Below are 17,376 nucleotides of genomic sequence, written 5' to 3' on the forward strand. Positions count from 1 at the left end.
CAGCGCAGCCGGTAGCCGGCGGGACGGGACAGCGCAGCCGGTAGCCGGCGGGACGGGACAGCGCAGCCGGTAGCCGACGGCGCGGGGCCGCCGGCTACCGGCCGGGGATCAGCTGGCGGCCAGCGCGCCGTCCGACGAGAAGACCAGGCCCACGCTGGCGGCGCCGGTCTTGAGGGCGTTCTTGGTCTGCGGGCCGCCCTGGTCCAGCGAGCTGAACGAGCCGGCCTTGAAGTCGTAGACCTGGACCAGACCGGCCCCGCACTTCGGCCGCTGCGGGCACTCGGGCGGCCCGGCCAGCACGGTGGCCTGGCCCGAGCACTTCGCGGCCAGCTCCGAGAGCGTGCGGACGCCGTACTTGTCGGCGAACGCCTTCGTCACGGCGAAGGCGTTCTGGTCCTGGGCGGCGGCGGGCGTGCCGAAGACGAGGCCCACCTTGTCACCGGCGGCCTTCAGCGCGGCGACGGTCTTCTCCAGCTCGGGCGAGGACACCGGCTGGGCGTCCTTGCCGTTTGCCTTGGTGTTGAGGAACTCGGCCATGGTCGCCGCGTACTCCGGGACCACCTGGACCTCACCCCGCTCCAGGGCCGGCTCGTAGAGCTCGCGGTTGCCGATCTGCTGCACCTTGGCCTCGTAGCCGGCGGCGGTCAGCGCGATCTTGTAGAGCTCGGCCAGGATCTCGTTCTCCGTGAAGTTGGCCGCGCCGATCACGATCCGACCGCCGGGCCCCTTGGCGATGCCCGTGGTGACGCCGTTGGCCGCGGCGAACTCCTCGGCCGCCTTCTGCGCCGTCTTGCGGTCCACGTCGACGGCCTTGTTGAGCTGGATCAGCTTCGGCGTGTCGAGCGCCGCCGAGACCTTGTCCAGCGCCGCGAGCAGCTGCGGGTCGGCCGCCTTGGCGTTGACCGCCGGGATGACGTTGTCGGTGTTCTGGAGCTTCTTGTCGTCGTCGAGGACGACGAGCTGGTCACCGGCGACCGGGGCGCAGCCGGCCCCGGAGGCCGCCTGCTCCGGGGCGTCCGTGCCGGAGGAGCCGGCGTCGCCGCATCCGGTCAGCAGCCCCGCCGCGGCGAGGGCTCCCACCGCACCGACCGCCAGTCGTGTACGTGCGCGCATCAGTGCCCGCCTTCCGTGTCCCGGCGCGACCCGTCCGGGCCGGCCGCGTGTCCGACGGGCGCCCCCTTTCCGGCCGCCCGCTGTGTCCGCCGGGCGGCCCCCTTTCCGGCCGCCCGCGATTTTCCACCCAACATCTTCCACACGCGTCCGACAACCCGAGGAAAGCTTTGTCACCGGATCGTCACCCGTCGACGGCCACCGGGCGGCGGGCGTCGGTGAGCGGCCGTGGGCATCGATGACCGGCAGCGCCTGTCGGTGAGCGGCAGCGGGCGTCGGCGCGCGTCGGCGGGCGCTCCCGGCTGTGGCGTCCCGCCCGGGGGCGGACCGGAGCTCAGCCGCCGGCCAGCGCGTCCGCCGCGCGGCGGCGGGCCCGGCGGCGGGTGGCCCGCAGCGGGCGCGGGGTGACCAGCCGCTCGACCAGGGCAAGCACCAGCTCGACCAGGACGGCGAGCCCGGCCACCAGCACGCCGCCGGCGAGGATCTGGCCGCCGCCGGCGGCGATGTCCAGCCCGAACCCGGCGCGGATGATCTGCCCGAGACCGCCGCCGTTGACGAAGGAGGCCAGCGCGGCGGTCGCCACCACCTGCACCGCCGCCGTGCGGAATCCGGCCGCCAGGTAGGGCACCGCCAGCGGCAGCTCGACCCGGCGCAGCAACTGCCACCCGGAGAAGCCCATGCCGCGCGCCGCGTCCCGGGCCTCCGGATCGACCTGCCGCACCCCCGTGTACGCGTTGGCCAGCAGCGGCGGCACCGCGAAGACGGCCAGCGCGACCACCACCGACGGCTGGCCGAAGCCGAGGAAGGTCAGCGGCAGGATGGTGAGCAGGGCCAGCGTCGGCACGGCGAGCGTGACGTTCGACACCAGCACCACCAGGCCCCCGCCCCGACCCGTGTGCCCGAGCCAGAGCCCGATCGGCCAGGCGATCAGGCAGCCCAGCGCCACCGCCGCCGCCGACATCGACAGGTGCTCGCCGAGCCGCTCCAGGATCCCGCCCGGATTGGTCCAGTTCAGCGGGTCGTTGAGCCAGACCAGCGCCGCCTCGACGGGGTTCATCGGGCCCGCCCTCCGTTCGCGGCCGCGGGACTGCGCCGCGCGGCGTTCCGAGCGCTCACGCCGACCTGCTCCGCAACCAGGGGGTCAGCAGCCGGCCCACACCGGCCAGGATCAGGTCGAGCACCAGGGCGAGCAGGACGCAGAGCAGCGTCCCCGTCATGATCTGCGCCTTGTAGAAGTTGTTCTGGAAGCCGGCGAAGATCAGCTGCCCGAGACCGCCCCGCCCGATCACCACGCCCACGGTCACCAGGGCCACCGTGGAGACCGTGGCCAGCCGCAGGCCCGTGAGGATGCCCGGCAGGGCCAGCGGCAGCTCGACCCGGAACAGCCGCCCCCAGCGGCCGTACCCCATCCCCTCGGCCGCCTCACGCACCTCGGGAGGCACCTGGTTGAGACCGGCGAGGGCGTTGCGGACGATCACCAGCAGCGCGTAGAGGACCACCACGCTCAGCGCCGTCACCGCGCCGATGCCCAGGTAGGGCGCGATGAACGCGAACAGCGCCAGCGACGGCACCGTGTAGAGCACCCCGGTGACGGCCAGCACCGGCCCGGCCAGCGAGCGGAACCAGTACGCGGCCACGGCCAGCGGCACGGCGACCAGGGCGGCGATCAACACCGCGCGCACCGTCAGCGAGGCGTGCTCCCGCACGGCGGCGAGGATCGTGTCAGAGTTGTCCCGCACGTACTGCCAGGAGAACCACGGGTTACCCGGGTCGGCCCGGTAGCTCAGGCGGAAGGACATGTGTGGACGTTACCCCGGCAACCACGGATCACGGCGGGCCGCGTGCGGCGGCCATCGCGCTGGAGGGCATCCACAAGCGCTACCCGGACGGCACCGAGGCCGTACGCGAGCTGAGCCTCGACATCGCCGCCGGCGAGCTGGTGGTGCTCATCGGACCGTCGGGCTGCGGCAAGTCGACGGTGCTGCGGATGGTCAACCGGCTGATCGAGCCGACGGGTGGCCGCATCCTGCTCGACGGCGAGGACGTCACCCGGGTGGACCCGGTCCGGCTGCGCCGCCGGATCGGCTACGTGATCCAGAATGTCGGGCTCTTCCCGCACCAGACGGTCAGCGCCAACGTCGCCACCGTGCCCCGGCTGCTCGGCTGGCCCCGCGAGCGCAGCCGCCGCCGGGTCGACGAGCTGCTGGAGCTGGTGGGGCTCGACCCGGCGACGTTCGGCCGCCGCTACCCGCACGAGCTCTCCGGCGGTCAGCGGCAACGGGTCGGGGTGGCGAGAGCCCTCGCCGCCGACCCGGTGGTGCTGCTGATGGACGAGCCGTTCTCGGCCGTCGACCCGATCGCCCGGACCCGGTTGCAGGAGGAGTTCCTGCGGTTGCAGGCCGAGGTACGCAAGACGATCGTGCTGGTCACCCACGACCTCGACGAGGCGGTCCGGCTGGGCGACCGGATCGCGGTGCTCTCCCAGGGTGGTCGCCTGGAGCAGTACGACACTCCGGCCGCCGTGCTCGGGGCGCCCGCCACGCCCTTCGTCCGCGAGTTCGTCGGCACCGACCGGGGCATCCGCCGGCTGGCGGTCACCCCGCTGACCGGCGCGGCCGTCGAGCCGCTGCCGACGACCGGGGTGGGCGAGCTGCCGACGGTGTCGCGGGGCGACTCGGCGTACGACGCGCTGGGGGCGCTGCTGACCTCGGCCGCGGACCGGGTGGTGGTGACCGACGAGGGGCGGCCGGTGGGCGTGCTCAGCCGGACGCGACTGCTCGAACTGGGCCGGCCCGACCGGTGACCGGGCCGGCCGCCCCGACGCCGGCCGGGAAGGGGCGCGGGCAGCGGGGCCGGGTCGGACGGCGGGGGGATCGCGGGCCGGCGGGTCAGGCCCGGCCGCCGAGGCTGGCCGTGCCGACGATCCAGCCGGAGAGGAAGCCGTACGTCGCGCCGGTCCCGGCCGACTGGATGGCGGTGAGCAGCGACGGATCGGGGCCGAGGAACGCGGCGAGCAGCGAGGCGAAGCCGCCGGCCAGGACGTAGGCGGCCCAGCCGGAGAAGAACTGGCTCGCCGACCCCTGCACCCGGGCCACCTGCGTGGCGGGCAGCAGGTAGAGGAAGACCACCGCGAGGATCACCAGCAGGACGGCCCGCAGGTTCGCGACGAGCAGGCCGCCGGAGGCATCGCCGCCGTCGAACCGCCAGGCCGGCCAGGCGAGCAGTTGCAGGAACCAGCCGCCGGCGGAGTTGGGGTCGGTGCCGGCGGCCCAGCCGACGTACGCCGGGCTGCCGCAGACCGCGACCAGCAGGAGCGCGGCGAGCGCGCCGGTGCCCGCCGCCGTCCCGTAGCGGCCGCCGGCCCGCGGCGGGTTGGTGAGGGCCATGATCGGATCAGTTCCCAACGGACCTCGGGGAGCAAACCTGCCGGGGCCCGTCGGCCGCCGTCACTTTCGCGGGTGCGTCATCAGGTAGTCGATGAAGGCGGCCCGCAGCAGCGGTGCGGACTCCTCGTAACCGTGCCCGGTCAGCTCCCGCCACAGCGCGGCGGCCTCGTCGATCGTCGGTCCCACCGAGTTGGGCGCGCCGTCCAGTGCGGCGGCCTCGTCCGCGTTCGGCAGGTGCCGCAGCACCGACCAGAAGAAGCCCACGTCGCGGCGCGCCCGGGCGACCGCGAAGGCCCGCTCACGCAGCTCCTCAGTGGACAGCGCGTCGAGCTCCTCGAACGACGGGCCGGCGGAGGTCGATGGTGTGTCGGTCATGCCGCCGAGCCTAACCGCCGAGATCACCGCCGGCAGGTGGACGCGACACCGGCCGGCACCGCCGGCCCGCCCCGCGGCCGGTCAGGGGTGACCGCTCAGCGGTCGTCGCTCTCCCACCGGCGGGGCCCGCTCTCCCACCGCGGCACGCTCCAGGGGTCCACCGGGCTGTCGGTGGACTGCGCCGGCAGGGCGGGCGGCCAGTCGCCGACCGGAGCGGGCCGGGGCACCGCCCAACCCGTGCCGATGCGGCCGTCGCCGACCGGGACCGGTTCCGCCGCCGCGCCGACCGCCGGCCGCCCGTACGCCTCGACCAGGCGGGTGACCAGCAGCCCCACGCCGAGCGCCGCCGCGCCGACCGCCCACCGGCTCACCGTCCAGCCCCGGGCCTGCGCGTACGCGACGAAGACCGCGACCAGGCACACCGCCAGCAGGGTGCCGAACACGCCGCCCCGCCGGCCGTAGGCGCTGGTGCCGGCGAGCAGCGCCACGCCGACCGCCAGCACCGTCCAGTCCAGCCCGGCGTCGGGCGCGACCGGCCCGGTGGCGCGGGTGGCGGTGAGCATGCCGGCGAGGGCGGCCAGCACGGTCGAGCAGACGAGCGCGCCGGAGACGACCACCGCCGCCACCACGCCGCGGCGGCGGGCCGGGTCGACGACCGGGCGGAAGCGGCCGACCAGCCGGCGGACCGCCCGCACCGCCCCCAACAAGCCGCCGAGCACGGTGACGGCCGCGAGCCCGGCGAAGAGGTGCAGCGCGCCGTGCCCCGGGTCGTAGTCACCCTGCGGGAGGACCGGCGCGGAACGCTGCTCGATGTACACGACGACCCCCGCCGCACCGGCGAGGCTGGCCGCCCAGCCGGGGACGTGCAGCACCACCACGGCCAGCGCCAGGGCGAGCCCGCCCAGCGCGGCGACCGCCAGGGCCGGCCCGGTGGCCGCCGTGACGCCCCGGTCACCCTGCTCGGCCATGTGCAGCGCGGCGGCGACCGCCACCGGGCCCACCGCCAGGTTCACCGCGGCGGTACGCAGGCTCAGCCCGGCGGCCAGCACCAGCAGCCCGAGCACGACCGCGTCCAGCAGCAGCGAGCGCAGCCCGGCGCCGCGCAGCGCGTCCGGGTTCTCCCGCCAGAGCAGGAACGTCCCGACGCCCAGCGTGACGAGGAGCAGCAACTCCCAGGCGACGTGGACCGCGAACCGGTCCCGGCCGGGTTCCCCGTGCGCGGGGTCGTCGAAGACGTTCTCCAGGACGGCGGCCGGGATGCCGGACGACGGCTCGGTGGACGCGTCGCGCCCCGGTTCGTCGTACCCCATAGCCGCCGCCTCCCACGTGGCCGCTCGTCCAGGTCCGACGCGCGGGCGGGCCGGGGCGGCCGTTGCTCTCCGGTCGCAGGCACGCTACCCGTGCGGGAGGCCGGGCGTAACCCCCCGGATCAGCGCGGGCCGGGGCGGTTCTCCCGGTCGCCGGGCTCGCGGTCCTCGTCGTCCTCCTGCTCGGGGACGCGGCAGGCGCGCTCCAGCCAGAGCGCCGCCGCCACCAGGGCCAACCCCGCGAGCAGACCGGCGCCGGCGACCGGCCGGTCGTCCATCGCGGCGTCCGTGCGCTCCACGAAGAGCCAGCCGGTCAGCCCGGCGTAGAAGCCGGCGAAGATCGCGCCGGCCAGCGAGGACGCCTTGGCCAGCACCACGAACCGGGCGACCAGCAGCGGGTTGACCGGGTCGCGGCCCGGCCGGCGCTCGATCCGCCCCCGGGTGTTGACCGCGGCGTACCCCTCCAGCACGGCGAGCGCGGCCAGGGTGACCACCGGCAGCCACGGCAGGTCGGGCAGGTAGTCGTAGTAGAGGGTGCTGATCAGCAGCCAGGCCACGGCGGCAGCGCCGAGGCCCGCCACCACCAGGGTGGAGATCCGGGTGGGGCCCATCCGGAACCGGTCCGGACCCGTCCCGCCCGGGCGTGGGGTTCGCGCCTGCGTCATGCCGGCCGGCTCCACTGGGTCATGCCGTCGACTCTATCGCCAGATCCGGCCGGGGGCGCAGATCCACGGCGTCGGCGGCGGCCGGGCCGGTGTTGAGCAGGTCCGTCAGCCAGCCGTGCCCGGGCAGCCGCCCGTACGGCTGGATGTCGATCCACGGCCGCAGCACGAACGCCCGCAGGTGCGCCCGGGGGTGCGGCAGGGTCAGCTCCGGGTCGTCGCTGACCACCGGCTCGTCGTCGGCCCAGACGGCGATGACGTCGACGTCCAGGGTGCGCGGTCCGAAGCGCCGCTGCAGGTCGCGGGTCCGGCCCGCGGCACGCTCCGCCGCCCGGGCCCGCTCCAGCCAGTCGCGCGGCGTCGCGGCCGGGTCCTCGGCGAGCAGCACCGCGTTGAGGTACGCGGGCTGGTCCTGGTCCCCCCACGGTGGAGTCTCGTAGACGCCGGAGAGCAGGAGCACGTCGTCGCCGAACGCCGACACGGCGGAGCGCAGGTGCGCCAGCCGGTCGCCGAGGTTGCTGCCGAGGGAGAGGACGGCCCGGGTCACCGGTCGCGCCGCCGGGTCATGGTGACGGCCACGTCGGTGAAGGCGTGCGGGACGGGCGCCTCCGGCTTGTGCACGGTGACCGTGGCGACCTCGACCCTGGGATCGGCCAGGCAGACGGTCAGCAGCCGGTCGGCGAGCGTCTCGATCAGGTTGACCGGCTCGCCGGTGACGACGGCGACCAGCCGCTCGGCCAGTTCGCCGTAGTGGACGGTGTCGCCCACCTCGTCGGAGCGCGCCGCCGGGGCCAGGTCCATCTCCAGGACGGCGTCGACGACGAAGTCCTGCCCCTGGACGCGCTCGAAGTCGTACACCCCGTGCCGGCCGTGCGCCCGCAGGCCGGTCAGTTGGATGCGGTCGGTCATCGGTCTCCTCCGTGGTCGGCGGTGCCGCCCGCCCGGCCGGCGCCCGCGTGGGCCGCGCCGGTGGTCGGGGGCGTCAGGCGGGGCGCGCCGGTGGCCCGCCAGACGGCGAGCGCGTCCGCGGTGGCGCGGACGTCGTGCACGCGCACGCCCCAGGCGCCGGCCGCCACCGCGAGCAGGCTGGTGGCGACGGTGGCCGCGTCCCGGCCGTCCGTCGGGCGGGGGGCGTCGTCGGGGCCGGCCAGCAGCCGACCCAGGTACGCCTTGCGGCTGGACGCGAAGAGCAGCGGGAAGCCCAGCTCCAGCAGCTCGGGCAGGCGGGCGCTCAGCTCCCAGTTGTGCGCGGCCGTCTTGGCGAAGCCGAGCCCCGGGTCGATCACGATGCGGTCGGCGGCGACGCCGGCCCCCAGCGCCTCGTCGACACGCCGGCCCAGCTCGGCGCGGACGTCGGCGACCACGTCGGTGTAGCGGGCCAGCTCGCCCATCTCGCGGGCGTGGCCGCGCCAGTGCATCAGCACCCAGGGGCAGCCGGCGTCCCGGACCACGCGGGCCATGTCGGGGTCGGCGAGGCCGCCGGAGACGTCGTTGACCACCGCCGCGCCGGCGGCGAGGGCGGCCTCGGCGACCCGCGCGCGGGTGGTGTCGATGCTGATCGGCACGCCGGCGGCGGCCAGCTCCCGGACGACCGGCAGCACCCGGGCCGTCTCGGTGTCGGCGTCGACCCGGTCGGAGCCGGGCCGGGTGGACTCCCCGCCGACGTCCACCAGGTGGGCGCCGTCGGCCCGCAGCCGCACGCCGTGTCCGACGGCGGCGTCGAGGTCGGCGTACCGTCCGCCGTCGGAGAAGGAGTCGGGCGTGACGTTGAGGACGCCCATCACCACCGGGGCCGAGGCCCGTACCAGATCGGTCACGACTAGACGGTACCGGTCGGCCCGAGCACCCCGGGCGGGCCGGGTCGAGGGCGATGACATGCGCATTCGAACGGGTGTACGATCGGTCGTCCGGGTCGGATCGGGCAGACTCTTCGCGGCTTGTCGCATTGAGGGCCTGCCCGTACGCTTTGGAATTGCCCGGCATCGAGATGGCGAAGCCTGGAGGGAGGGCCGAAGCGGGAGAATCCGCCCAAAGCTCGCCACCCTCCGTGGCGGGTAACGAACGCAGAGTCATCGACGCTGCGCCTAGTGAGCACCATTCCCGCCAGGCATGCCTACTGCACCACCGCGGCGCCGCCGGCCGCGACTTGGGGAGGTTCCAGTGATCGCCATCGAGCTGATGGAGACGGTGACGTCCGCCGCCGCCCACACGCTCTCCGCCCTGGCGTCGACTCCACTCGCCGAGCCCGCGCCCAAGGGCATCGACACCGAGGGTGTCGTCACGTTCTTCGCCAGCAAGATCGCTCCGATCCTGCTGGCCGTGCTGGGCGTCATCTTCATCGGGCGGGCCAGCCGGGGCGAGATCTCCAAGGTGCTGACCAGCTCGGCCATCGCGATCGTCGGGCTCGCCTTCATCGCCGGAGCCGCCACACTCTTCTTCATCGGCGACTACCTGATCGACCTGATCTTCGAATAGGCGCGGGCACGAGATGCGGCTGCGCACCGACGACGACATCTACCGGGCTCGCCTGGTCTACCTCGGGCCGCCCGGCTACACCCTTCCGGTCCACCTGCCCTACGCCCAGTACGGGCTGTTCATGCTGCTCGTCCCCCTCTACATGTTCATCCACTGGTTGTTCACGCTGCAGGTCGAGCTCTTCCCGGCCTGGGAGATCGCGCTGGCCATCGTGACCACCTCGTTCATCTTCCGGTACGTCGACCCGGACCGGCCGGCGCGCATGGTGATCCGCACCGCGCTGACCGACTGGCGGCGGACCCGGGAGCCGGCCGCCGAGCAGCGGGACCCCCGCCTGGTCGGCAGCCGGATCAGGATCCGGGAGGAGCTGGCATGACCGGGCGTACGCCGATCAGGCAGTCGCACGACGCGGGTGAGGCGGTCGCATGAGTCGCTCTTCCACGCCGGGTTCCCCGGCCGGGCGTCCGGCCGCCCCGCACGGTAACCGTGCGCGGTCGTTCGACTACCCGGACGAGCCCGAGCGGGACGAGGTCGCCCTCGACCCGGCCCTCGTGACCACCCCCGGGCACGGCGGCGTCGGCGTCTTCCAGGCGCCCCGCCCGGTGCAGCGCCGGACGCCGCCGGTCGACCCGGGGCCACCGGCCGACAGCGCCGACATCGACTCGCCCTTCCTCGACCTGTTCGGGGGGACGCGCCCCGGCACGCGGCCGGCCACGCCGCCGCGGATCGGCGGGCGGGAGCACGCGGCCATCCCGCAGCAGCCGGCCGCCGTCGAGCCGGCCCCGGCCCCGCCGGGCGCCGCCCGTTCCAACGGCACGGCCGACCGTCCGCCCGCGGTGGAACCGCCGCTGGCGGACGCCGACGACGAACCCCGGGCCGTCGCGTACGAGCAGCCGGCCGTCGCGTACGGGCCACCCGCCGTCGCGTACGAGCCCCCGGCGGTCGCCCACGAGCCGCCGGCCCGGGCGGTCCGGGTGCCGCACCAGCCCGGGGACCGGCTGCCGACGCTCCGCCCACCGGCGGACGATGCGGCGGCCGGCGTGACCCCGCCGCCCCCACCGGCGCCACTCGACCCGGCGCCCCCGGAGCGCCCGTCGCGGCGGGCCGGGGAGCGGCTGCCGGAGCGCACGGGGCGGGACGTGACGCCGCCGCGCCAGCGCTCCGCCGGCCGGCGCGACCAGCCCACCAAGCCGGTCCGCGTCAAGCCGCCGAAGATCAAGTTCGGCGACCGGGACCCGGCGGTCGAGCTGGCCATCACCGAGATCGCCGGCCACCTCACCTTCACCCCGAACACCGTCACCGCCTGGTACTGGCTGCCGGAGGTGCGCTGGGCGTTCCGGCCGGACGCGGAGCGGGAGGCGCTGCTCTCGGCGATCTCCGAGCAGTACGCCGGCCTGGCCGGCTTCCGGCTGCACCTGCGGCGCACCACCCGGCCCTTCCCGGCCGACGAGTGGGCCCGCACCATCGACGCGCACACCCGATCCCCGCTGCCCGACGTTCCGGGCACCGCCAGCTGGGCCGACCACCTGGTGGCCGCGCAGCGGCACCTGCTCTCGGTCAACCACGCCGAGGGGCAGACCTACCTCGGCGTCACCTTCGCCCGCCGTTCCCTCGGCGACTCGTTCACCGAACGCCTGCTGCGCACCTTCGGTCGCGGCGTGGCCGAGGGCGAGCGCCGCAAGCTCGGGCGCACCGTCGAGCAGTTCGACGAGGTGCTGGGCGCGTTCGGCATGCGCGGGCGACGGGTCACCGCGCAGGAGCTGGAATGGCTGCTCTACCGCTCCGTGGCGCTCTGCATGGCGCCCCCCGGCCGGCTCTCCCCGATCACCGACGGACGGTGGGAACGCGGCGACCTGCTCGCCCTCACGGAGCAGGTGGAGCGCTACCGCACCCCGTACGGTTCCACCGTCAAGCTGGTCAACCGCATGACCGGCGAGGAGCGGCACGTCGCCGTGCTGGCGGTGGGCCGGATGGAACCGCTGGAGATCCCCGAGCGGCACGAGCCGTGGCTGCACTTCCACGAGCGGCTGCCCTGGCCGATGGAGCTCTCCACCCGGGTCGACATCCTCGGCTCCGGCGACTCCTTCCGTAACCTCGAGCACCGGCTCCGGATGATCCGCTCCCAGCAGCTCGACTACGCCGAACACGGCATCGACGCCCCGCCCGAGCTGGAGCGGCTGGCCAAGCGGGCCCTGGTGATCGGCGACGAGATGACGACCGGCCTGCCGGTCGACTCCGCCCGGGCGCACGGCTGGCACCGGATCGCCGTCGGCGGGCGGACCCGCGAGGAGTGCCTGGAGCGGGCCCGGCGGCTGATCCAGCTCTACTCCCGGGAGCTGCGCATCTCGCTGCAACACCCGAAGAACCAGGACTGGTTGGCCCGCGAGTTCATCCCCGGCGAGCCGATCGCCAACACCGGCTACGTCCGGCGGATGCCGGTCAACCTGCTCGCCGCCGCCCTCCCGCAGGCCGCCTCCACGGTCGGCGACCGGCGCGGCGACCTGATCGGGCGGACGGCGGGCACCTGCCGCCGGCCCGTCTTCCTCGACCTGCACTTCCCGATGGAGGTGCGCGAACGCTCCGGCCTCGCCGTCTTCGTCGCCGAACCGGGCGGCGGCAAGTCGACCCTGCTCGGCGCCCTGGGCTACCTCGCGGCCCGGCGCGGCGTCCAGGTGACGCTGCTCGACCCGTCCGGCCCGCTGGCCCGGCTGTGCGCCATGCCCGAGCTGCGACCGTACTCGCGGGTGCTGAACCTGACCGGCTCCGAGCACGGCACCCTGGCGCCGTACTCGCTGATCCCGACCCCGCTGCGCACCGAGTTCGGCAGCGGGGCGGCGGGCGACCGGGAGTTCGAGATCGCCGTCTCCAACGCCCGCGCCGAGCGGCGGATGCTCGTACAGGACATCTGCATGATGCTGGTGCCGCCGCAGGTGGCCCGCGAGGCGTCCACCGCCACCCTGTTCCGGCACGCCGTACGCCAGGTGCCGGCCGAGGAGACCTCCACCCTGGACGACGTGGTCGCCTGCCTCAGCCAACTCGACGACGACGCCGGCAGGGAACTGGCCAACCTGCTGCTGGACACCGCCGAGATGCCGCTGGCCATGCTCTTCTTCGGCCGGCCGCCGGAGGGGCTGCTCGGCGCGGACGCGGCGCTCACCGTGATCACCATGGCCGGGCTGCGGCTGCCCGACCTGAAGATCGAGCGGGAGTACTGGTCGGCCGAGGAGGCGCTCGCCCTGCCGATGCTGCACACCGCGCACCGGCTGGCCGTACGCCGCTGCTACGGCGGGTCGATGTCGTCCCGCAAGCTCGTCGGCCTGGACGAGGCGCACTTCATGGAGGGGTGGCGCTCCGGCCGCTCCTTCCTGGTCCGGCTCGCCCGCGACTCCCGCAAGTGGAACCTCGCCGCGCTGGTGGCCTCGCAGAACCCGCGCGACATCCTCGGCCTCGACGTGCAGAACCTGGTCTCGACCGTCTTCGTCGGCCGGATCGCCGAGGACGCGGAGATCGCCTCGGAAGCGCTGCGCCTGCTGCGGGTACCGGTCGACGACGGCTACGAGGCCACCCTCGCCTCGCTCTCCACCGCGGACGCGACCTCCGCCACCCGGCTCGGCTTCCGCGAGTTCGTCATGCGGGACGTCGACGGTCGGGTGCAGAAGGTCCGGGTCGACGTCTCGTACGTCGACGGGCTGCTGGACCACCTCGACACCACTCCCGCCGCGATCGCCGCGGCCGCCGGGGTACTGCCGGCCGTCCTGCCGAACCTGGAGGCGTGACATGGCGGGGGCCCGGGCACGGCTGGCGGCGTTCCTTCTCGCACTTGGCGTACTCGCCGGGGCCACGATTGGCTGGCCGGCCCTCGGCGCGGCCGCGGCCGCCCCGGCGCCGCTGACCGCCCAGGCTTCGGCGGACCTCTGCACCACGCCGGAGTGGCAGGCCGACTTCCGCGCCTGCGTCGCCAAGCTCAAGGAGGTCGCCGAGGACGACGTCAAGTGCCGGAACGCGCCGACCCCCGGTGCCCCGGACTCCGGGCTCGCCGGCTGGTTCGCCTCACGTCCGGAGTCGGCCACGAAGCCGGGCCCGAAGGGCTTCTACAGCGACTACGGCTACGCCGGTTACAGCTACTCGACGTACGACGTCGACAGCGGCTGCGCGACTGCGGTGCTACACCCGGACTACAAGTTCACCAACACGGTGGCCAACGGCGAGTTCATGATGGCCACGGCGATCGTCGGCGCCTCGAACGCGCTCCGGGAGCGCGCCTGGGACCCGCGCTCGATGTGGGGCTGGGCGGACCCGCTGGTGGACCAGGCGACCAAGGCCGTCTACCAGAAGGTGTTCAGCGTCTTCGGCATCGTCACGCTCTGCGTGGTCGGTCTCTACCTGCTCTGGCGCTCCCGCCAGTCCGACATGAGCAACGCGATGACCACGGCGGGCTGGGCACTGCTGGTGATGGTGGCGGTGACCGCCCTGGCCGCCTGGCCCGTCAAGTCGGCGAACATCGCCGACGGCACACTCGTCACCACGCTGGGCGTGGTGCACGACGCTGTCGGCCCGGCTTCCAAGGACATTCCTGCGGACAAGTGCGCCCTGCCGAATCCGGACGCCTGTGTCGACAAGCGTCCGCCCGCCGTCCGGGCCAGTGACACGGCGACCGAGGCGATGCTCTACCGCAACTGGCTGCGGGGGGCGCTCGGCTCGGCCGACAGCGAGACCGCCAAGAAGTACGGCCCGGCTCTGTACGACGCGAAGTCGCTCTCGTGGGAGGAGGCGGCGAAGCTCCGGTCGAATCCGGCCACCCGCGAGGCCACCATCAAGGCGAAGCAGCAGCAGTGGGCCAGGGTGGCGCAGCAGATCGAGACCGAGGACCCGGAGGCGTACGAGTACCTCCAAGGGGTCCGGGACATGGACCGGATCGGGGCCGGGTTCATCGCGGTGCTCGCCGCCGTGCTCTTCGCGATGTTCGACCTGACCGCCTCGTTGCTGGTGCTGCTGGGTTTCCTGATCTTCCGCTGGGCGGTGATCGCCGCGCCGATCCTCGGCACGGTGGGCCTGCTGCGACCGGCCAGCGCCGGGCTGCGCCGGCTGGGAAACGCGGTGGTCGCCGCCGTCTTCAACATCGCCATCTTCGGCACCGGCGCCGCCATCTACCTCTTCGCGGTCGACCTGATCATGAGCACGCCGACGCTGCCGGGCTGGCTCCAGGTGGTGCTGGTCTGGCTCTGTGGTGTGGTCGGCTGGCTGCTCCTGCGTCCCTACCGCCGGATCACGCAGCTTGGCGGCAAGGACAGCAGCGAGGCGGTCAGTTCGGCCGGCTCCTGGCACCGGCGTTTCTTCCGGGACATGCGCACGGCCGCCCGGCTCGACGTGGCGGAGCCCGGTGGCACGGCCGAGCCGGCGATGGGTCGGCGTCGCGCCGTCGTGGCGGAGAAGAGCACCCTGCGGCCGGAGGCCCGCCGGGAGGACCCGTCGCACGCCCGCACGAGTGGCGATCAGGAGCGGCAGCGGCCGGACGGCCGCGAGTCGGCCGCCGAGGCACCGGAAACCGCGGAGCGGGAGACTCCCCGCCCGGTCGCGCCCCGGCCTCGTCGGCGCCAGCCAGCTGCCTGGACCGAGCCGGACGTGCCCGACGAGAACCCGTCATTCGTCATCTACCGTCCGGGCTCGGCCGAGCGTGAGCCGACACGGCCCGCGCCGCGGATCCGCTCCGAGGCGCGGTGAGTGCGGTGCGTCGGGCCATCGAATTCCTTGTCACCCGGGTGCTGCGGTCCCGGTTCGGCATCGCGCTCGCTCTCGCCGTGGTCGTGTTCGGGGTCATCGGGGCAGCCCGGCTGATCTCCGGTCCCGGCGACCCGACGGACGGGCTCAGCAACCGTCCGAGCCGACCCATCACCACGGTCGCCCCGACCGCCGGTGACGACGGAGCGTTCTCGACGGGCGCTCCCCCGTCCCCGGTCACCCGCGCGGGTGAGCCCAGGCCGGAGGAGATCGCCGAGCGCTTCGTCGCGGCGTGGCTGGGCAAGCCGGGCGTCACGGCGGACCAGTGGCAGGAGGGGCTGCGTCCCCTGTCGACTCCGGCGCTGACCGAGAAACTGGCGGGCGCCGACCCGTCGGGGGTGCCGGCCGGGCAGGTCAACGGTGACGTCACGCTCCGGCCCCGGACCGAGAACTTCGTCGAGGTGCTGGTCCCGCTCGACGCGGGACGGCTCCGCCTCGAACTGGTGGCGCCCGACGGGCGGTGGCTGGTGGACGCGGTGGACTGGGAGCAGGAATGAGCGACGAGACCCGACCGCGCCGTCGACAGCCCCGGCTCGGGGCCCTGGCCGCCGCGCTGACCGCGACGTTCGCCCTGCTCTGCTGCACCGGCGGTGCCGGCGCCTTCTTCCTCACCGAACTCGGCGGTGACGCCGGCGACCGGATGATGTCGGCCAGCCTGGACTGCACGGAGGACTTCCGGGTCGACATCCAGGGCAGCATGCCCCGAATGTCCCAATACGGCGAGGTCGAACTCCGCAACGCCGCTCGGATCATCAAGGTCGGGCAGGAGATGAAGGTGCCGCCGCGCGGCTGGGTCATCGCCGTGGCGACCGCCATGCAGGAGTCCCGGCTGCGCAACCTGGGGAACCCGACCGTCGGCGAATCCGAGAACCTGCCCAACGAGGGCATGGGAGCCGACCACGACTCTGTCGGCCTCTTTCAGCAGCGGGCCAGCTGGGGCAGCGTCGCCCAGCGGATGACGCCCGAGTACGCCGCCCGGAAGTTCTACGAGAAGCTGGTCAAGGTACCCGGCTGGGAGCGGATACCGCTGACGCGGGCAGCCCAGGCGGTGCAGATCAGCGCCTTCCCGGACGCCTACGCCAAGCACGAGGAAGTCGCCTCGCAGATCGTCAACGCCCTGGCCGGTGGGGCGGCTCGGACCGTGCTCGTCGGCGGGAAGCAGGCATGTGACCGTGCCGCCGGCGGGGAGATCGCCGCCTCGGGTTGGACGGCGCCCATCCCGGGCGGCGTCGGGTCGGGCTTCCGCACGGCGAGCCGGCCCGGGCACAACGGGGTCGACATCGCGGCCCCGAAGGGCACCCTGATCCGGGTCGCCGCCACCGGCCGCGTCCTGGTCTCCCGTTGCGACCCGGACAATCGCGGACGACTCAGCTGCGACGCCGACGGTTGGCCGGACAAGGGCGGCTGCGGCTGGTTCGTCGACGTCCTGCACGCCGGCGGGTTCATCACCCGCTACTGCCACATGGTGAGCAAGCCCCGGGTCTCCGTCGGCCAGACCGTCCGAGCCGGCGAGGTCATCGGCGAGGTGGGCAGCAGCGGCAACTCCTCCGGCCCGCACCTGCACTTCGAGGTGCACAAGGACGAGGATCGCAGCAGCCGTGGCGCAATCGACCCGGTGCCGTTCATGCGGTCGCGGGGTGCGCCGCTCAAGGGCGCGGCGTGAGGCGCCAGCCGTCATGAACGAGCCGCTCCCCGACCCGTTCGCCGACCAGCCTGACTGGGCCCCCCGGCCGCCCCGGCCGATCGAGATCGTGCCGGCCACCGGGCGGGTCGAGCTGCGCGGGCGGCGGGTCCTGGTCGGCCTGCCCGGGCTCGGCTGGCGCGGTGACCTGCGGGCCGACGAGCGAGTGGTGCAGGGCAGCCGAACCTACGTCCCCGTGATCCCCGAGCACGAGTGGTACCGGGCGGAGTCCGACCAGGTGGAGGTGTTCGCGCCGCTGGTCCCGGTGGAGCGGGTCTGGGTGGAGACGGTGGGGAGCCGCCGGCCGGACACGTCGGTGGACCGCGAGGCGGGCGTCCGTCTCGTCTCCCTGGACGCCCCGGCGCACCGTGTGCCGACCCCGGTCTTCGAGGCGGACGCCGTCACCGGCCGCCGGGTCGTGCACGTCGTGGAATCTGTCGAGCACCGGGACCTACGGGCGGTCACCGAGACCTACTCGGGCGCCGACGGGGACATCTGCGTGCGGGTGACGCCTGAAGTGGAGTGGTACCGCTGGGCGTGGCGGGGCCAGTCACCGACCACACTGGAGGTCCCGGTTCACCTGCTCTGGATCGAGTGACGGC

18 protein-coding genes are annotated in these 17,376 nt (G+C 74.3%); 8 read left to right on the plus strand and 10 right to left on the minus strand.

All coding sequences use genetic code 11. The features are described from left to right. Positions 1 to 108: 108 nt before the first annotated feature. From AB0L34_RS15355 to AB0L34_RS15365, 3 genes are all read right to left on the minus strand, one after another. Positions 109 to 1,113, minus strand: a complete 1,005-nt coding sequence (locus AB0L34_RS15355) for a glycine betaine ABC transporter substrate-binding protein (RefSeq protein ID WP_363705140.1) — start codon at positions 1,111 to 1,113, stop codon at positions 109 to 111. A gap of 331 nt (positions 1,114 to 1,444) precedes the next feature. Next, the gene (locus AB0L34_RS15360) at positions 1,445 to 2,167 is read right to left on the minus strand and encodes an ABC transporter permease subunit (RefSeq protein WP_357703475.1); all 723 of its coding nucleotides are present in this window, start codon (positions 2,165 to 2,167) and stop codon (positions 1,445 to 1,447) included. Between the two features lie 55 nt (positions 2,168 to 2,222). Continuing rightward, positions 2,223 to 2,909 (minus strand): ABC transporter permease, encoded by a 687-nt coding sequence (locus AB0L34_RS15365; RefSeq protein ID WP_363705141.1) that lies wholly within the window; start codon positions 2,907 to 2,909, stop codon positions 2,223 to 2,225. A gap of 2 nt (positions 2,910 to 2,911) precedes the next feature. Here AB0L34_RS15365 and AB0L34_RS15370 point away from each other — a divergent pair, with 2 nt between their 5' ends. Continuing rightward, entirely contained in the window at positions 2,912 to 3,913 is a 1,002-nt protein-coding gene (locus AB0L34_RS15370) for an ATP-binding cassette domain-containing protein (RefSeq protein WP_363705142.1), read from the plus strand. A gap of 85 nt (positions 3,914 to 3,998) precedes the next feature. On the opposite strand, the gene AB0L34_RS15375 is transcribed toward AB0L34_RS15370, so the two are convergent. The 7 genes from AB0L34_RS15375 to folP form a co-directional block, all read right to left on the minus strand. Then, the gene (locus tag AB0L34_RS15375) at positions 3,999 to 4,496 is read right to left on the minus strand and encodes a hypothetical protein (protein WP_357456546.1); all 498 of its coding nucleotides are present in this window, start codon (positions 4,494 to 4,496) and stop codon (positions 3,999 to 4,001) included. Positions 4,497 to 4,556: 60 nt separating this feature from the next. Then, positions 4,557 to 4,871, minus strand: a complete 315-nt coding sequence (locus AB0L34_RS15380) for a hypothetical protein (protein ID WP_363705143.1) — start codon at positions 4,869 to 4,871, stop codon at positions 4,557 to 4,559. A gap of 95 nt (positions 4,872 to 4,966) precedes the next feature. Next, positions 4,967 to 6,181, minus strand: coding sequence for an ABC transporter permease (locus AB0L34_RS15385; protein WP_363705144.1), 1,215 nt, complete (start codon positions 6,179 to 6,181; stop codon positions 4,967 to 4,969). A gap of 119 nt (positions 6,182 to 6,300) precedes the next feature. Continuing rightward, positions 6,301 to 6,843: a DUF3180 domain-containing protein gene (locus AB0L34_RS15390; protein WP_357456540.1), complete on the minus strand. Its 543-nt coding sequence runs from the start codon at positions 6,841 to 6,843 to the stop codon at positions 6,301 to 6,303. 19 nt (positions 6,844 to 6,862) lie between these two features. Next, positions 6,863 to 7,387 carry a 2-amino-4-hydroxy-6-hydroxymethyldihydropteridine diphosphokinase gene (folK, locus tag AB0L34_RS15395; protein ID WP_363705145.1) on the minus strand — a complete coding sequence of 175 codons (525 nt, stop codon included), beginning with the start codon at positions 7,385 to 7,387 and terminating at the stop codon, positions 6,863 to 6,865. Beyond that, positions 7,384 to 7,749, minus strand: a complete 366-nt coding sequence (folB, locus tag AB0L34_RS15400; protein WP_363705146.1) for a dihydroneopterin aldolase — start codon at positions 7,747 to 7,749, stop codon at positions 7,384 to 7,386. Before folB ends, folK begins: the two co-directional genes overlap by 4 nt. Continuing rightward, complete coding sequence (gene folP, locus AB0L34_RS15405) at positions 7,746 to 8,657, minus strand: dihydropteroate synthase (protein WP_363705147.1); 912 nt, start codon at positions 8,655 to 8,657, stop codon at positions 7,746 to 7,748. The genes folB and folP overlap by 4 nt, the downstream gene beginning before the upstream one ends. Before the next feature lie 343 nt (positions 8,658 to 9,000). On the opposite strand from folP, the gene AB0L34_RS15410 reads away from it, so the two are divergent. Genes AB0L34_RS15410 through AB0L34_RS15440 form a run of 7 tightly spaced genes read left to right on the plus strand, consistent with a single transcriptional unit; the run spans position 9,001 to position 17,372 of the window. Further along, positions 9,001 to 9,315 carry a hypothetical protein gene (locus AB0L34_RS15410; RefSeq protein ID WP_311413190.1) on the plus strand — a complete coding sequence of 105 codons (315 nt, stop codon included), beginning with the start codon at positions 9,001 to 9,003 and terminating at the stop codon, positions 9,313 to 9,315. A gap of 13 nt (positions 9,316 to 9,328) precedes the next feature. After that, positions 9,329 to 9,691: a hypothetical protein gene (locus AB0L34_RS15415; RefSeq protein ID WP_088976442.1), complete on the plus strand. Its 363-nt coding sequence runs from the start codon at positions 9,329 to 9,331 to the stop codon at positions 9,689 to 9,691. Between the two features lie 49 nt (positions 9,692 to 9,740). Next, positions 9,741 to 13,091: an ATP-binding protein gene (locus AB0L34_RS15420; RefSeq protein ID WP_363705148.1), complete on the plus strand. Its 3,351-nt coding sequence runs from the start codon at positions 9,741 to 9,743 to the stop codon at positions 13,089 to 13,091. 1 nt (position 13,092) lies between these two features. After that, a complete protein-coding gene (locus AB0L34_RS15425) occupies positions 13,093 to 15,036 on the plus strand; it encodes an MFS transporter (RefSeq protein WP_363705149.1) in 1,944 nt (647 codons plus the stop codon). After that, a complete protein-coding gene (locus tag AB0L34_RS15430) occupies positions 15,033 to 15,590 on the plus strand; it encodes a hypothetical protein (protein WP_363705150.1) in 558 nt (185 codons plus the stop codon). The genes AB0L34_RS15425 and AB0L34_RS15430 overlap by 4 nt, the downstream gene beginning before the upstream one ends. After that, on the plus strand, positions 15,587 to 16,756 hold the full coding sequence (locus tag AB0L34_RS15435; RefSeq protein WP_363705151.1) for a M23 family metallopeptidase: 1,170 nt from the start codon (positions 15,587 to 15,589) through the stop codon (positions 16,754 to 16,756). Before AB0L34_RS15430 ends, AB0L34_RS15435 begins: the two co-directional genes overlap by 4 nt. 13 nt (positions 16,757 to 16,769) lie before the next feature. After that, positions 16,770 to 17,372: a hypothetical protein gene (locus AB0L34_RS15440; RefSeq protein WP_357456526.1), complete on the plus strand. Its 603-nt coding sequence runs from the start codon at positions 16,770 to 16,772 to the stop codon at positions 17,370 to 17,372. The last annotated feature ends 4 nt before the right edge of the window (positions 17,373 to 17,376 follow it).

Source organism: Micromonospora sp. NPDC052213, from assembly GCF_040679695.1.
In the GTDB taxonomy this organism is placed as follows: domain Bacteria; phylum Actinomycetota; class Actinomycetes; order Mycobacteriales; family Micromonosporaceae; genus Micromonospora.

Excerpts from the sequence above, each read along its gene's own strand:
- AB0L34_RS15355 (WP_363705140.1), bottom strand. The coding sequence starts at position 1,113 with ATGCGCGCACGTACACGACTGGCGGTCGGTGCGGTGGGAGCCCTCGCC.
- AB0L34_RS15360 (WP_357703475.1), bottom strand. The coding sequence starts at position 2,167 with ATGAACCCCGTCGAGGCGGCGCTGGTCTGGCTCAACGACCCGCTGAAC.
- AB0L34_RS15365 (WP_363705141.1), bottom strand. The coding sequence starts at position 2,909 with ATGTCCTTCCGCCTGAGCTACCGGGCCGACCCGGGTAACCCGTGGTTC.
- AB0L34_RS15375 (WP_357456546.1), bottom strand. The coding sequence starts at position 4,496 with ATGGCCCTCACCAACCCGCCGCGGGCCGGCGGCCGCTACGGGACGGCG.
- AB0L34_RS15380 (WP_363705143.1), bottom strand. The coding sequence starts at position 4,871 with ATGACCGACACACCATCGACCTCCGCCGGCCCGTCGTTCGAGGAGCTC.
- AB0L34_RS15385 (WP_363705144.1), bottom strand. The coding sequence starts at position 6,181 with ATGGGGTACGACGAACCGGGGCGCGACGCGTCCACCGAGCCGTCGTCC.
- AB0L34_RS15390 (WP_357456540.1), bottom strand. The coding sequence starts at position 6,843 with ATGACGCAGGCGCGAACCCCACGCCCGGGCGGGACGGGTCCGGACCGG.
- folB (WP_363705146.1), bottom strand. The coding sequence starts at position 7,749 with ATGACCGACCGCATCCAACTGACCGGCCTGCGGGCGCACGGCCGGCAC.
- AB0L34_RS15415 (WP_088976442.1), top strand. The coding sequence starts at position 9,329 with ATGCGGCTGCGCACCGACGACGACATCTACCGGGCTCGCCTGGTCTAC.
- AB0L34_RS15420 (WP_363705148.1), top strand. The coding sequence starts at position 9,741 with ATGAGTCGCTCTTCCACGCCGGGTTCCCCGGCCGGGCGTCCGGCCGCC.
- AB0L34_RS15425 (WP_363705149.1), top strand. The coding sequence starts at position 13,093 with ATGGCGGGGGCCCGGGCACGGCTGGCGGCGTTCCTTCTCGCACTTGGC.
- AB0L34_RS15435 (WP_363705151.1), top strand. The coding sequence starts at position 15,587 with ATGAGCGACGAGACCCGACCGCGCCGTCGACAGCCCCGGCTCGGGGCC.
- AB0L34_RS15440 (WP_357456526.1), top strand. The coding sequence starts at position 16,770 with ATGAACGAGCCGCTCCCCGACCCGTTCGCCGACCAGCCTGACTGGGCC.